Source organism: Sporosarcina sp. FSL K6-3508, from assembly GCF_038615825.1.
Classification (GTDB): Bacteria; Bacillota; Bacilli; order Bacillales_A; family Planococcaceae; genus Sporosarcina; species Sporosarcina newyorkensis.
The window spans coordinates 525,847-540,158 of sequence record NZ_CP152016.1; the positions used below are offsets into that span (position 1 = coordinate 525,847).

The window sequence follows — 14,312 nt, forward strand, 5'->3', positions numbered from 1 at the left end:
ATGAATATGGTAGAATATAGTATAGTAAGTTATTGACAAGTTGCGAGAAAGAAGGAATTATCATGCCATTTTTTATTATAGCAGGGGCCATCAATGCCGCCATCGCAGTGGCATTCGGGGCGTTTGGTGCCCATGCTTTGAAAGATCGTCTATCTGAACATTATTTGGCCGTTTGGGAAACTGCTGTTCAGTATCAAATGTTTCATGCCATCGGATTGCTGGCAGTGGGCATTTTGATGAGCAGCACATTGCTTGGACCATCAACCCAATTAACATGGGCTGGTTATTTACTGCTTGCAGGTATTATCATTTTTTCAGGCAGTCTTTACGCGCTTAGCTTATCGGGAGTCGGTATTTTAGGTGCAATCACGCCAATTGGCGGCGTGGCGTTCATCGTTGGCTGGATCATGCTGATTTTAGCTGCAATTAAGTTCGGAAACTGAAGTTTTTCTTCAATATGAAAACAACCGCTCATTGCATAGGCAATGAGCGGTTGTTTTCACATGGACTTACGGTGTTTGATCAAAGTAATTCAATTCCTCATCGAATTCTGCATAATCAAAGTAGATCATTGGGAATAAGTAACGGCGTCCCGTGTTCGTCTCACTGAGGATCACGTGATCTCGTCCGGCCGCCTCGACCAATCCGTTGACGGCTATTGTATTCTCGCCAGCATTTACGGCATTCTCGAATGAAAAATGAAAGACACCAGGTTTCCCTCTGTTTAACCTCAAAATATTTTCGATGTACGATTCCTCTCTGAATGGAGGCGTGTTTGGTCTGCCGCTTGGGATGGTCACTTGTGGCGGCATCATTTGTTGTTGACCATAGCCGGGATTCCAATAATATTGAACCATTTCAACATCCTTTCTCTAAATGAGTGGGCAGTCTTGTTCCGTCGGGGAGTAGAAACAGTGCGATTTGAAGCGACCGGTATTCCACTGGTTGTACCATTGGGCTGGGCAGTCTCCGGTTGGCATGAAAAACCACAGGGAGCGTTGGGCTGGGTGGAAACGTTCTCCATCGATCGTGCGTTTCGCTAGTTTGCGATCACGTTCCCGCGCACGCTGATAAAAATAACTTTTCGTAGTGGCCTCGAACCCTCCAGGTCGTTGGTATACCATATCATCGAGCGAACGAATGCCTTTAAAATCCAGACAATTGGCACGCACACGATTGACACCAACGTTTCCAACCATGAGCATCCCCAATTCACCTTCGCCTTCCGCTTCCGCACGCATTAAACGAGCGAGCAAATCGATTCCTTTTGCATTTGTCGCGATGACAGCCAAAGCAAAACCCCCTTGCTTGTATCCTATGTACGGAAGAAGCAAGGCATGACAAAAAATTGGACGGGGATTTCTAGTGTATTGGGTAATGCTCGATTCCAGTCGACAGAAAGGGGTTAGTCATCAGACGCGAGAGGGACAAACAGCTTTATGAGCGGCTTGGTGCGGCCTTATGATCGTGGACAGACAAGTGATGTAATAAAAGAACAAAAGCTGCCCAGGGCATCATTTTGCAATGATGTTCCGGACAGCCCTGATTGCTCTCTTATTTCACTTCAAAAAATGCAGCTCGTTTGTCATCTTCTAGAATCGTACCGATAAAGAATGAACCAAACACGCCGTAACGCGCGCTCACTTCGTCAAAACGCATTTCATAGACGAGTTTCTTGAATTGCAGCACGTCATCGGAGAATAGTGTGACGCCCCATTCGTAATCGTCAAAACCGACAGAACCGGAAATGATTTGCTTCACTTTTCCAGCGTAGCCGCGACCGATCATGCCATGGCTGCGCATTAAGCTTTTGCGATCATCCATATTGAGCATGTACCAGTTATCGTCGCCTTCGCGTTTCTTATCCATCGGGTAGAAACATACATATTGACTGCGTGGCAGTTCAGGATACAAACGGCCGCGCACATATGGATTTTGATACGGGTCTTCATCTGATTCGCCAGCTAGGTAATTTGATAACTCTACAACAGATACGTAAGAGTAAGCCGGGATTGTGTAATCTGCAATCGTTAGTTTATTGAATTCTGCTTCAAGCTGCTGTAATTCATCCATTGTCGGACGTAATGTCATGAGCATGAAATCGGCTTTTTGCCCAACGACTGTATAAAACGCGTGACTGCCTGTTTTCGCTTCATCTGCCTGTTGCAGACGCTCCAAATAGGCTAAGAATTCATTGACTGCTGCTTGACGTTCTTCTTTTGAAATTAACTTCCAAGAAGCCCAGTCCATTGTTCGAAAATCATGAAGTACATACCAACCGTCTAATGTAATTGCTGCTTCATTCACTTGAATTCAGTCTCCTTTAACTACAAAATGTTTTCTCATTCAAGTGTAGCATAAACAGACTTTAGACAGTAAGAATTAAGATGGTGGTAACTCCGAAGGTATGACAAAATTGTGCCTGCACACAAAAATGTCTGAAATTTTCGTAAGTAGTAGTGAATTCTACAATTAATTCAGGTATGATGAATAGGAAAATATAACAGAAAGTGGGGCTTACACATGGCAGATCTTTTTGATGGAATTCGAGAGCGATTGGAAGGAAAGGGAAAGACAATTGTATTGCCGGAAGGGGAAGACGTTAGGATACTTGAAGCAGCTGTACATCTTCAACAAGAAGGTATCGTGAAACCGTTATTACTGGGCGATGAAGAGGCGGTCGGGAAAGCGGCAGAAGAAGGCGGTTTCGACATTAGCGAAATAGAGCTAATCAATCCTGCAAGCGCTTCCTATTTTGATGAGCTGGTCGAAAAGTTCATGGAGCGCCGCGGCGGGAAAGCAACGCTTGAGCAAGCACGTGAGCAAGTGAAGGATGTAAACTATTTTGGAACTATGTTAATCTATACAGGACGTGTAGACGGCTTAGTGAGTGGTGCAGCCCATTCGACAGCGGATACGGTACGCCCGGCTTTGCAAATCATTAAAACGAAACCTGGTATAACGAAGACAAGCGGCGCGTTCATTATGATGAAGGAAGAACAGCGTTTGATTTTCGCAGATTGTGCAATCACAGTGAATCCTTCAGCGAATGAATTGGCTGAAATTGCAGTGGAAAGTACAAAAACCGCAAAAGCATTCGGTATCGATCCACGAGTTGCGATGCTATCCTTCTCGACAAAAGGTTCTGCCGTGACGGAAGAAACTGAAAAAGTGGTTGAAGCGGCGAAGATTGCACAAGAAATGGCACCTGAATTGCTGATTGACGGTGAATTCCAATTTGACGCGGCTTATGTTCCAAGTGTGGCGGCGAAGAAAGCACCCGAATCCGTTATTAAAGGCGATGCGAATGTCTTTATCTTCCCGACATTGGATGCGGGAAATATCGGATATAAGTTGACGGAACGTTTAGGTGGATATGAAGCGATCGGACCGATATTGCAAGGCTTGAATGGGCCTGTAAATGATCTGTCACGCGGCTGTTCTGCGGAAGATGTTTACAAATTATCACTTATTACAGCAGCGCAAAGCTTATAAACCGCAAAAGCCAAGATTGTGAAACGTCTACATACATATTAGATGAACAACAGTGGGAGAACTGGACATGTCACAATATAAAAATTTATTGAATCAATCTGCTTGGCGTTTCATTGACGAATCCATCACGGCGCGCAGTAGATCTGCGCTGGAATCTTTTGCGATGGATGATGCATTGTGCCAATTGGTAGGCCAGCAGAAAAGTGTGCCAGTCGTTCGGACATGGGTGCATGATCGAACGATTGTGTTAGGCATACAAGATCATCGCATGCCTTTTATTCAGCAAGCAATTGAAGGAATTGAACAGAATGGGTACCAAGCGATCGTACGTAATTCTGGCGGTCTGACAGTGGTACTCGACGAAGGTGTACTGAATGTTTCATTGATTTTTTCTGAGGAAAAGTCCGCAATCGATATTCCGGTAGGCTATGAGGCAATGCTTGCTTTTGTAAAACTACTGTTCCCTGAATTAGGCGAGCAGATTAAAGCCTATGAAATCGTCGGTTCGTATTGTCCTGGCTCTTATGACTTGAGTGTCGATGGTAAGAAGTTCGCCGGTATCTCGCAGCGGCGTTTGCGCTCAGGTGTGGCTGTGCAAGTGTACCTGTGCATAGAAGGAAGCGGAGCAGAACGGGCGAAGGTGATCCGGGAACTCTATGAAATCGGATTGCAAGGGCAGCCGACAAAATTCAGTTATCCTGATATCCAGCCGGATGTGATGGCGTCTCTATCGGAAATTCTCGGTACTCAGTTGACGGTTAATGAAGTAGTCATTCGTCTGCAATTGTTGTTGAGATCCTTGACCGATGATGTACAGCATGGCGGATTAACGGATGAAGAACTCGATTTGTACGGTTTTTATTTGCAGCGCGTTTGGGATCGGAATAAAAAAATGTTGTCTTGAAACAGAAAAAAGAGCTACCAATCAATGACTGATTGGTGGCTCTTTTGATGACACTAGATTGCCATTAGGCTCCATCGTGAAGATTGGCGCCACATGCTCGTTTTCTTCGTTGAGCGCAATGAGTCTGCGCGCACGATTCATGATTTGGACGAATTGTTCGTAATCGTCTTTTAATGTACGATTCTCTTTTTTCAATCCTTCCAATTCTGCTTCCATTGCTTTTAACTGTTCTGTCGCAGTTTTTGCCGTCTGTTTCCAGCGAAGTGCGTCTGTGTCGGCACCGCCGTTATGATGCATGCGAATCAAATACGCGATTACAGTATCAAGCGATAAAGCGGAAAGCGGAACTTGAATTTTTTCTTGGCCTTCTGCTCCTGCTTCTGAGCTGTACATTTGCTGGTTGCGTCTTTTAAAATCTGTACCTAGCACACGCAGCGTCTGTTTTCTCTCTTTCTTCGCTTCTGCCAACTCACCCTCGTATTCTCTTCGCACAACCGCATTCCATCTAAAGCCACATGCCGCTGCCGTCCTGTTTAGTGCGTCCCCAACTTCCTCGAACGCGCTCAATTGCGTACTTCCTTCTCTTACATGTCTAAGCACCGTCTCTGCCAACAGCTCGTCATCTTGCTCCAACCATGCATCTTGTCTAACTTTCACCATCTCCATGCCTCCTGTCTTGTACTCTCTTTCTACTGCCATTATGGACAGACAACGAAACATTTATTCAGAGACTCACAAAATTCTATGAAATTTGTATTGTGCAAAAGCGGAAAGCGCCGTTTTGAGAGGGTTTTGGGTCGTTGCTCGACTTGTTTTGGACTTCGTATATAGAAAGGGTTGCACATTGTCACCGCTTCGCCGCTGGGGGATTGCCTCCCGCCATAAGCCAGCTAGCGAAAGGCGTGCTAGCTGTCTTACGGCTACGGCCGACCCCGCAGTTGCGGCTCCGCTGGTGTGGTGGGGAAAAATGAGTGTGGTGTTTTAAAAGGAAAAAATGATTTCTGCAAGCGTTGAAGTAAGTTTAGCAACATCATTTAGTTATAGTCTGTCTCGTCGCTCGAACTTTTAATATATCCAAGACAGATAAAGGGTTGCACATTGACCGCTTCGCCGCTGGGGGATTGCCTCCCGCCATAAGCCAGCTAGCGAAGGGCGTGCTAGCTGTCTTATGGCTACGGCCGACCCCGCAGTTGCGGCTCCGCTGGCGCGGTTGGGATATATGAGTGTGGTATTTAAAATAGAAAAAATCGGCATTCGTAAGTACGGAATTGTGTATAATGACAACACTTTATTGATTGTCTCGAAGCCTGTGCGAGTAACTACTTAGTAGTCAGAGCTAGCTTTTGTAAAAACAGATTACCTATTCCTTCTACTCATCAAACGAAGGCGCCTTACAAGCGGTAGGCGGAGCGATGAGACAGGCAGGCGACCTTCCTGACTGGCTTATGGCGGGAGCCATCCGCCAGCGCCGAAGTGTGTTCAGTGACATTACTTTATTCTCGACTTAGTATCTGGTAAGTCTCACAAAATGGTTTTGCTAGAAGGTATATCACCTGCTTACAATCACCATTCGCCAGCGCCGCAGTATATTCAGTAACGTCACTCCTGCCAGCCACACACCAATCTTTTACACGTCGTAGGAACACAACGCACAGAAATTGATCTAAAATCCGCCATTGAGTCTATGTCACCTTTCGTCGTTTTTTGCTATACTGGAAAGAATGAAGGATGAGGTGACGACATGGCGTACGAAAATGAAAAACTGCCGGAAGAGAAAGTCTTCAAAGATCCGGTGCATCGCTACATACACGTTCGTGACCGCGTAATCTGGGACGTCATCAACACGCGTGAATTCCAACGGCTGCGCAGAATCCGCCAACTCGGCACGACTTATTTGGTGTTCCATGGCGCAGAACACAGCCGCTTCCAGCACTCGCTGGGGGTCTATGAAATCGTTCGCCGCATCATCGACGACGGCTTCAGCGGACGCGCTGAATGGAATGAAGAACAACGACTCGTCACCCTATGTGCGGCCCTTTTGCATGATTTAGGACACGGTCCGTTTTCTCATGCATTCGAAAAAGTGTTCAATTTGGACCACGAACACTTCACACAGGAAATTTTATTGGGTCAGACAGAGGTACACGAAGTGCTGAGCCGGGTATCACCTGACTTTCCGCAAAAAGTAGCGGACGTCATCAACAAAACCTATCCCGATAAACTTGTCGTCAGCTTGATATCCAGCCAGATCGACGCGGATCGGATGGACTATCTGCAGCGCGACGCTTATTATACAGGCGTTTCCTACGGTCATTTCGATATGGAGCGCATTTTACGTGTCATGCGGCCGACAGAGGAACAGGTCGTCATTAAAGAGAGTGGCATGCATGCAGTGGAGGATTACATCATGAGCCGCTATCAAATGTACTGGCAAGTGTATTTCCATCCGGTTTCCCGCAGTGCCGAAGTCATTTTGATGAAAATTTTGCATCGTGCGAGATACTTGCACGAAACAGGGTATGCATTTACTCAAGAGCCCACACATTTCATTTCGTTCTTCGAGAAGGAATTTAAGTTGAAACAATACATAGCACTCGACGAAAGTGTGTTATTGACGTATTTCCAGCTATGGATGGAAGAGGAAGATCCGATACTCTCGGACTTGTGTGATCGCTTTGTCAATCGGCGTCTGTTTCAATATGCCGAATTCGATCCGGCTTCCCAATATATGAAAATCGGCGAACTTATGAAATTATTCCAACAAGCGGGACTTGATCCGGAGTATTATTTAGTGACGGATTCTTCATCCGATTTACCTTACGATTTTTACCGGCCTGGCGAAGAGAATGAGCGCGTGCCGATTTATTTGCAAATGAAAAATGGAGATTTGCGGGAACTGTCACGGATGTCCGATGTCGTCGATGCGATTTCAGGTAAACGAAGGACAGACCATAAGATTTACTATCCCGAAGACATTTTGATGGATGGGTCGAATTTATTGCATGAGAAGATTTTGGAAGTGTTACGAGGTTAAGAGAGGGGTTGCGCGAGTTGCTGCAAGAGCATGCAAAAATCGTTCAGTTTGTGTCGTTGGCGAATGAAGTGAATGGCCGCAAGAAAATGCAGAAGATGATTTATATCCTGAAGAAGATGGACTTCCCGTTTGCGGAAAAGTACGAGCTCCATATGTACGGTCCGTATTCGGAGGAGTTGACGCTGCGTGTAGAGGAATTATGTGAAATGGGTTTCCTGGCAGAGCGTTTTGAAGACAAGGGGTCATACAAGCAATATTGCTATCAAGTGACAGATGAAGGGTCAAAGTTCCTTGTCACGGCAGAGGAGCCGAGAATGCAGTTACCTGACTGTATCGAACGATTGAATGGCAAGTCATCTCGTTTTCTCGAATTGGTTTCGACGTTGTTGTTTTTCGATCAGCTGGACAAAGATGAGCAAATTACCAAAGTGCGTATCGTGAAAAACAAATTGAATTTTACAGATCAAGAAATGGATCAAGCTTTCGCGTTTATTGAAGAATTACAAGCTTGTTCTGCGAGCTGAATCGACAAAGAAAAAAAGGATTCTCGAGATGAGAATCCTTTTAACGTATCATTTATTGGTCGCTTGCTCTGACGCCGCCCTTGGACATATGGTTCTTCGGCATTTCTTCGATGTAGACAACGACATTTTCGGAAGGTGCACCGGTTGTTTCGACTACAGCTTCGGTTACTTTTTCACAAAGTGCACGTTTTTGTTCATCTGTGCGACCTTCGAACATTTTTACTGTTACGAATGGCATTTTGCTTCCTCCTTAGCAGAAAATTCAGGTATAGTACATATAATAACAGAGATGGAGGGAGATTTATATGGCGAGTGAGCAAAACTCCAAGCCGAAGTTAGGCTTTACGATTATTAAAAATGACCCGACAGATGGCCATAAAGGATTTGGCATCGGATCTTTGTCATTAGAAAATATTTCACCAGTGATTATTGATGTGGAAGCAGGCACCGCGCAAGTAGAAATGGGGGCAATGCATGCCCGCAGTGATACAGAACGAGGAATCAAATTTACGATCAATCGCGAGGATTCAGAAGGCGGAAAACCGTATTGGCTCGTTTGGGTAACAATTGATTACCGCGAGGAAGGGCCTTATTACGCTGGTGTCACAGCTTGTGAAATGGTCGTCAATCGCGAAAGAAGACGTGGCTATAAAGTTCTGGCCGATCATGTGAATCGTATGGATAAATCAATGAAACGACATATAATGGTGGATGATATGGATGACTGTTCTAAGAAGATTTTAGCGGACTTCTTGCAAACGCATAATATGGAACTATGGGAACGCAGCACACCGGAACTGCATGAAGGTCTGCGCACGGAGTAAATCGTTGACCAAGGGAATAGTACCGGCAGATGTCCAGTCAAATACGTCAAAGATGTGACAATTTGTTTTGGACTCTCTTTGAGGTTGAATGTCTGCTGGAAAGGAAGTAAACTGAACATACAGCTTTGCTGCTGTAAACTAGGACAACTATTGCAGATTCATATTGTGTAAGGAAGCCACAAAACCCAAGCGGGCGAATTTATACAATTGGTTTGCTATAGTCAAAAAAGCCTCACTCTCCGCGGATTCGGAGAGCGAGGCTTTTTTCTTTTTAAAAATATAGCTGATTGAAAGAATACGTCGCAGACAGAATCTATACATTTACTCGAAAAATGAAAATGGGAAAAGCTCCATCTTTGAATTTTCCTGTTCTCCGGAATTTTGCTCGCGCAACGAACGATCGGTGCATAGTTTTTTCGGTACATCCTTATCACGGACGTACATAAGTCGCTGCTTTGTGCATTCATTGACCGCTATGCCGCCCGTTTCGATATCCACGATCACTCCTTGGACTCCGGATGGAGGCAGAAACGGTTCGGGTGTGCTGCCTTCGTGTACTTTCTCCATAAAATCAATCCAAATCTTTTTCGAAGCGGCTTTGTCGTTCAAGTCTTCGAGTTGTTTTCCCCGGTCAAATCCCGTCCAAATCCCCGCCGTCAATGAAGGGGAGAAGCCGATCAAGTATTGGTCGGAAATCGTCGTGCCGGATTTAGCTGCATAAGGCCGTGATTGCTTCGGGCGCATGGACAAACCTGTAGCGGATAAATAATCGCTGAATACCGGATCGAACATCCCCGTCATTAAATGCGTCAGCACGAAGGCATCTTGTTTCGATAGGATCTGTTTAGGTTTCTTTTGCTCATATTCATAAACCACTTTCCCGGTTGAATCTGTAATCGACAACACCATTTGCGGTTTGACTTGAACACCTTCTGATGCAATCCGATTATAGGCAGTCGTCATTTCCAACAGTGTCACGTCAGACGTTCCGAGTGCAACTGCAGGGGATTCCTGGAACGATACGTCGATGCCGAGACGCTGTGCCATTTTGGTGTACTGTTTATAGCCAATTTCCTCCAACGTTTTCACGGCATAAATATTATCCGAAATCGCTATAGCCTGTGCCAATGAAATCGGCTTACCTGCGAATTTCCCATTAATATTGCTCGGTTCATACGTTGAGCGACCGTCATCATACGTGAAGATGGTCTTCTCCGCAGTCATAAACGTCAGCGGGTTGAATCCTTTTTCCAGCGCGGCGGCATACAAGATCGGCTTCATCGCGGAACCAGGCTGTCGTTTCGCTTGTGTGACCCGGTTAAATGAGCTTTCCGCAAAATCCACACCGCCGACCATCGAGGTGATATAACCGGTGTCTGCCTCCATGGATACGAAACCGACTTGCAATTCGTTCTCTGGCATCCATTCTTTGATGACATTTTCTGCGGTTTGCTGATGTTGTTGGTCCAGCGTCGTGCGGATCGTCCAACCTCCTTCAGCAGGCACACGCCCTTTTTCCGCCAATATTTCCTCTGCTTGCTGCCAGGCCGCATCTAAAAAATACGGTGCGACTTGTTTCGTTTCTTTCCAGCTTTCCGTTTTCAACACGATGGCCCCTGTAGAAGCACGTTCTTTTTGAGAAGATGTGATGTATCCGTACTTTTCCATTTGATTTAACACAAGAAGCTGGCGGTCGCGTGATCTTTCCGGATTATCAAGCGGCGAATAAATCGATGGTCCTTTGGCGATTGCTGCGATCGTCGCAGCTTCTTCCAACGTTAGCTCATTAGCCGATTTCGAAAAATAGAAACGGCTTGCTGCTTCCACACCATACATACCGTGACCAAAATAAACTGTATTCAGATACCCTTCTAAAATCGTATCTTTATCGTAAAATACTTCCAACCGATAGGCAAAGAGTGCTTCCTGAATTTTTCGTGTCCAGGACTTCTCATGAGTTAAATATAAATTCCTCGCATATTGCTGAGTAATCGAACTGGCACCCTGCGCTTTACTCATCGTTTTGACATCTTTCAAAACAGCTCCTGCAATTCGAGAGTAATCAAAACCATTATGCTCATAAAATTGCCGATCTTCCGTCGCGATGAAGGCGTCTGCTAAAAAAGGGGAAACATCGTCTAATTTTATCCAGTAACGGCGCTGCTGTGAAAAGTGATCTCCGATCTGATGACCATTTTGATCCAAAAATAGCGAAGCCTTAGGAACGCTCAGTGACGGAGCCCCAAGTATTTGAGCGTAGAGTCTCAACGCGATCATCACTGTGACCGCAGCCGTAATCAATGTTATGGAAATCGAAAAAATACGCTTTCTATACTTTTTCCGATTCGTCGTTTTTTTATAGTCGGTACGTTTCATTGAACATCCCATCCCGTTCCATTCAGTATCTTTTGCTAGTATGGGAAGGATTGGTTTGGATTAAACGGCGCCTGCAAAAAAGTTTGGATTCGGTAACATTGAAAGTGGCAGTGAAAGAAGTGTATAATGAGTAAATCTATCTACATAAGGCGGTGAACGAATGGAAGCGCCAAAACAGCAAAAAGCGGTGCTTGTCCAGCTCCGTTCTAAAATTCAGCATCCGGGACAGCCGGCGGAAACACATGAAATGCAGGCGACAGGACAAATCATTGAAAAAAAAGGACAGGCCTATCTATTGTTTGAAGAACAGATAGAAGGTATGCCGTCTGTCCGTACGACAGTGAAGCTACATGCGGAAGACGCGTTTATCATGCGAAAAGGCGGCGTTCAGATGAGATTGCCGTTCCGAACGGATGATGCGAGGTTTGGTACATATGGAAACGGCCCAGCCATCATGGATTTGTTGGTCGAAACGAAAAAACTTCAGTGGACGCAAGGGAGTTTTTCAGTGGCCTATGATTTGCATGCAGAAGGAAATTTATTAGGGAAATATCAATTGACAATAACCTATTCGGAGGTAACGAAATGAACGCAGTGGAACAAATACAGCACGAAATCAAAGAGGCATTGCAGCGGGCGGTTGAGAAGACAGGTCTCGTTGAACAGTCAGAGATGCCAGAAATTAAACTGGAGTCACCGAAAAATAAGGAGAACGGGGATTACGCAGCGAATATCGCGATGCAGCTTACGAAACTTGCAAAGAAACCGCCGCGCGCAATTGCAGAGGCGATTTTAGAGCATCTAGACACGTCCGCCACTGCGATCCAAACGATCGAAATTGCAGGCCCTGGTTTCCTTAACATCCGTCTAAAAGCTGACAGTCTCGCAGATGTTGTCAAATCGGTGCTTGATCAAGGTGAAGCATATGGTCATTCCGAAAGCGGTAAGCAGCAGAAAGTCCAAGTGGAATTCGTCTCTGCGAACCCGACAGGTGATTTGCACCTTGGACATGCACGTGGAGCTTCATTAGGCGATTCACTTTGTAATATTCTTGACGCAGCGGGTTATGATGTTTCGCGTGAATATTATATTAATGATGCAGGAAATCAAATCAATAACCTGGCATTGTCCATTGATGTTCGTTACTTCGAAGCGCTCGGTTTGGATAAAGAGATGCCAGAAGATGGCTATCGCGGACCTGATATCATTGAGATTGCAAAGGGGCTGGCGGAGGAACACGGCGACCGTTATGTACAAATGCCGGAAGAAGAACGCCTGGCATTTTTCCGTGAGCACGGTCTTCAAATTGAATTGGATAAGTTGAAGAAGGACTTGGCTGATTTCCGAGTTCATTTCGACAACTGGTTCTCTGAAACATCGTTATATAACAACGGTAAAATTGAAGTAGCGCTGAATAAGCTGCGTGAAAATGGCCATGTCTATGAAGAAGACGGAGCAATTTGGTTCCGTTCCACGACATTTGGTGATGACAAAGACCGCGTGCTGATAAAACAGGACGGTTCATTCACATATTTGACGCCGGACATCGCGTACCACGAAGATAAACTGCGTCGCGGATTCGATAAGCTCATCAATATTTGGGGAGCGGACCACCACGGCTATATCCCGCGTATGAAAGCAGCAATCCAGGCTTTGGGTTACGATCGCGACACGCTAGAAGTGGAAGTAGCGCAAATGGTTCAGCTATACAAAGACGGTGAAAAGTTCAAGATGAGCAAGCGGACAGGGAAAGCCGTCACGCTGCGTGAACTAGTCGAAGAAGTAGGACTTGATGCCGTACGTTATTTCTTCGCTATGCGTTCAGGCGATGCCCAAATGGACTTCGACCTTGACCTGGCAGTTTCCAAATCCAATGAAAACCCGGTTTACTATGCACAATACGCGCATGCCCGGATCTGTTCGATTTTGCGTCAAGCAAAAGAGCAAAACTTACAAGCTTCAACAGACAACGTCACTCAATTGCAAGACGAAAAAGAACTAGAACTGTTGAAAAAAATCGGCGACTTCCCGAAACTCGTCAGCGACGCCGCACGCCTGCGCGCACCGCACCGAATAACGACGTATATCCAAGAACTCGCTGCTGCATTCCATAGCTTCTACAACGCCAATAAAGTGCTTGACCCTGAAAACAAAGAACTATCCGAAGCGCGACTCGCCTTGGTGACTGCAACAAGCATTACGATTGCCAATGCATTGAAACTAGTCGGCGTAGAAGCACCTGAACGGATGTAATTCCGGATTCAAATTAAACAAGCCAAGCAAGAGTTATCGACAACTCTTGCTTGTTTTTTATTTCCGCTCTGATGCTGATTCGTTTTCTAGGAACTCTCTTTCATTCAATGAAAGTACCGAGGAAGTCCGTTTTACTTTTTAGACATTTGTCGTAGTGTAGGAAATGTCCGGTTTGCACCATGTTTGGCACGGTTAATGTGAGGGGTGGCTCGGTTCGCATACACTTTGGTTCGGTCCTCTGTCTTTCTAGTTTGTTTATGAGGTAAAGAGGTTAATGAAAGTGGCTTAGAATTGATACCTTCTAGAGGTGAATGTATAGCGTTAGGAATTCTTTTTTATAAGTTAGTTCAATGGGCGATACTTATTTACTCGTTACATACAATGGTTTCACTTTATATCACCTCTATTTATTTAGGGATTGGAGCGTAAGACGGTCGACTCCGGGAGGATCAGCGTGCGCCTTGAGACCCCGCAGGTAGCGCAGCGGACGAGGAGGCTCAAGCCACGCCCTCCGGAAAGCGTACCGTCTGGAGCGTAGATCCCGGTGTACGTACTGTGGGTTATTTTAAGTCCCATTCGGATAGTGATTCCTACTTTTTCAGTATTTATTTTAATAAAACGCTTGATTGGAGGTAAGAAAGCGTCCCGCCTGAAGCTCGAATCCCCGGACACAAACACGCACTCCGGCTGTACAACAGTCCGTTTTATAGTATAATAGAGCACGATTACAAATTACATAATTCCAAAAGGTTCTCTAAGTCAAATAGAGATGAAAAGGGAAATCGGTAAAAGCCGATGCGGTCCCGCCACTGTACGTGCTCCATGCACAAGCCAGGTACCTGCCTTTTAGGAAAAGAAGTTCCGCAGCAGCCTACGAGGATAGGCACAGTGGTGGTAATCTG

General features: G+C 45.5%; 14 protein-coding genes and 1 riboswitch. Of the genes, 8 read left to right on the forward strand and 6 right to left on the reverse strand.

Annotation, left to right across the window (positions count from 1 at the left end):
• The first annotated feature begins 62 nt into the window (after nucleotides 1-62).
• A complete protein-coding gene (locus tag MKX97_RS02465; protein WP_340758178.1) occupies nucleotides 63-443 on the forward strand; it encodes a DUF423 domain-containing protein in 381 nt (126 codons plus the stop codon).
• Nucleotides 444-509: 66 nt separating this feature from the next.
• On the opposite strand, the gene gerQ is transcribed toward MKX97_RS02465, so the two are convergent.
• The 3 genes from gerQ to hemQ all read right to left on the reverse strand — a co-directional run bounded on the left by gerQ (nucleotide 510) and on the right by hemQ (nucleotide 2,307).
• Nucleotides 510-857: a spore coat protein GerQ gene (gene gerQ, locus MKX97_RS02470; RefSeq protein WP_078817401.1), complete on the reverse strand. Its 348-nt coding sequence runs from the start codon at nucleotides 855-857 to the stop codon at nucleotides 510-512.
• Between the two features lie 15 nt (nucleotides 858-872).
• Entirely contained in the window at nucleotides 873-1,292 is a 420-nt protein-coding gene (locus MKX97_RS02475; protein WP_340758179.1) for a cell wall hydrolase, read from the reverse strand.
• A gap of 262 nt (nucleotides 1,293-1,554) precedes the next feature.
• Entirely contained in the window at nucleotides 1,555-2,307 is a 753-nt protein-coding gene (gene hemQ / locus MKX97_RS02480; protein WP_078817399.1) for a hydrogen peroxide-dependent heme synthase, read from the reverse strand.
• 216 nt (nucleotides 2,308-2,523) lie between these two features.
• Between hemQ and pta the strand changes: the two genes are divergently transcribed.
• On the forward strand, nucleotides 2,524-3,495 hold the full coding sequence (gene pta / locus MKX97_RS02485) for a phosphate acetyltransferase (RefSeq protein WP_342536868.1): 972 nt from the start codon (nucleotides 2,524-2,526) through the stop codon (nucleotides 3,493-3,495).
• A gap of 67 nt (nucleotides 3,496-3,562) precedes the next feature.
• Nucleotides 3,563-4,399, forward strand: a complete 837-nt coding sequence (locus MKX97_RS02490) for a lipoate--protein ligase family protein (protein WP_342536869.1) — start codon at nucleotides 3,563-3,565, stop codon at nucleotides 4,397-4,399.
• 21 nt (nucleotides 4,400-4,420) lie between these two features.
• Here MKX97_RS02490 and MKX97_RS02495 read toward each other — a convergent pair whose 3' ends face one another.
• Nucleotides 4,421-5,059 (reverse strand): RsfA family transcriptional regulator, encoded by a 639-nt coding sequence (locus tag MKX97_RS02495; RefSeq protein ID WP_221835175.1) that lies wholly within the window; start codon nucleotides 5,057-5,059, stop codon nucleotides 4,421-4,423.
• Between the two features lie 1,081 nt (nucleotides 5,060-6,140).
• Between MKX97_RS02495 and MKX97_RS02500 the strand changes: the two genes are divergently transcribed.
• Nucleotides 6,141-7,433, forward strand: coding sequence for an HD domain-containing protein (locus tag MKX97_RS02500; protein WP_342536870.1), 1,293 nt, complete (start codon nucleotides 6,141-6,143; stop codon nucleotides 7,431-7,433).
• A 17-nt stretch (nucleotides 7,434-7,450) separates the two neighbouring features.
• Nucleotides 7,451-7,957: a YwgA family protein gene (locus MKX97_RS02505; protein WP_342536871.1), complete on the forward strand. Its 507-nt coding sequence runs from the start codon at nucleotides 7,451-7,453 to the stop codon at nucleotides 7,955-7,957.
• Nucleotides 7,958-8,009: 52 nt separating this feature from the next.
• Here MKX97_RS02505 and MKX97_RS02510 read toward each other — a convergent pair whose 3' ends face one another.
• A complete protein-coding gene (locus MKX97_RS02510; protein ID WP_078817393.1) occupies nucleotides 8,010-8,195 on the reverse strand; it encodes a 2-hydroxymuconate tautomerase in 186 nt (61 codons plus the stop codon).
• Nucleotides 8,196-8,262: 67 nt separating this feature from the next.
• On the opposite strand from MKX97_RS02510, the gene MKX97_RS02515 reads away from it, so the two are divergent.
• The gene (locus tag MKX97_RS02515) at nucleotides 8,263-8,781 is read left to right on the forward strand and encodes a YwhD family protein (protein ID WP_342536872.1); all 519 of its coding nucleotides are present in this window, start codon (nucleotides 8,263-8,265) and stop codon (nucleotides 8,779-8,781) included.
• Nucleotides 8,782-9,102: 321 nt separating this feature from the next.
• On the opposite strand, the gene MKX97_RS02520 is transcribed toward MKX97_RS02515, so the two are convergent.
• Entirely contained in the window at nucleotides 9,103-11,157 is a 2,055-nt protein-coding gene (locus tag MKX97_RS02520; RefSeq protein WP_342536873.1) for a PBP1A family penicillin-binding protein, read from the reverse strand.
• Between the two features lie 160 nt (nucleotides 11,158-11,317).
• On the opposite strand from MKX97_RS02520, the gene MKX97_RS02525 reads away from it, so the two are divergent.
• On the forward strand, nucleotides 11,318-11,746 hold the full coding sequence (locus MKX97_RS02525; RefSeq protein ID WP_342536874.1) for a DUF1934 domain-containing protein: 429 nt from the start codon (nucleotides 11,318-11,320) through the stop codon (nucleotides 11,744-11,746).
• The gene (gene argS, locus MKX97_RS02530) at nucleotides 11,743-13,410 is read left to right on the forward strand and encodes an arginine--tRNA ligase (RefSeq protein ID WP_342536875.1); all 1,668 of its coding nucleotides are present in this window, start codon (nucleotides 11,743-11,745) and stop codon (nucleotides 13,408-13,410) included. Before MKX97_RS02525 ends, argS begins: the two co-directional genes overlap by 4 nt.
• A gap of 730 nt (nucleotides 13,411-14,140) precedes the next feature.
• A riboswitch (cobalamin riboswitch) is annotated at nucleotides 14,141-14,272 on the forward strand.
• The last annotated feature ends 40 nt before the right edge of the window (nucleotides 14,273-14,312 follow it).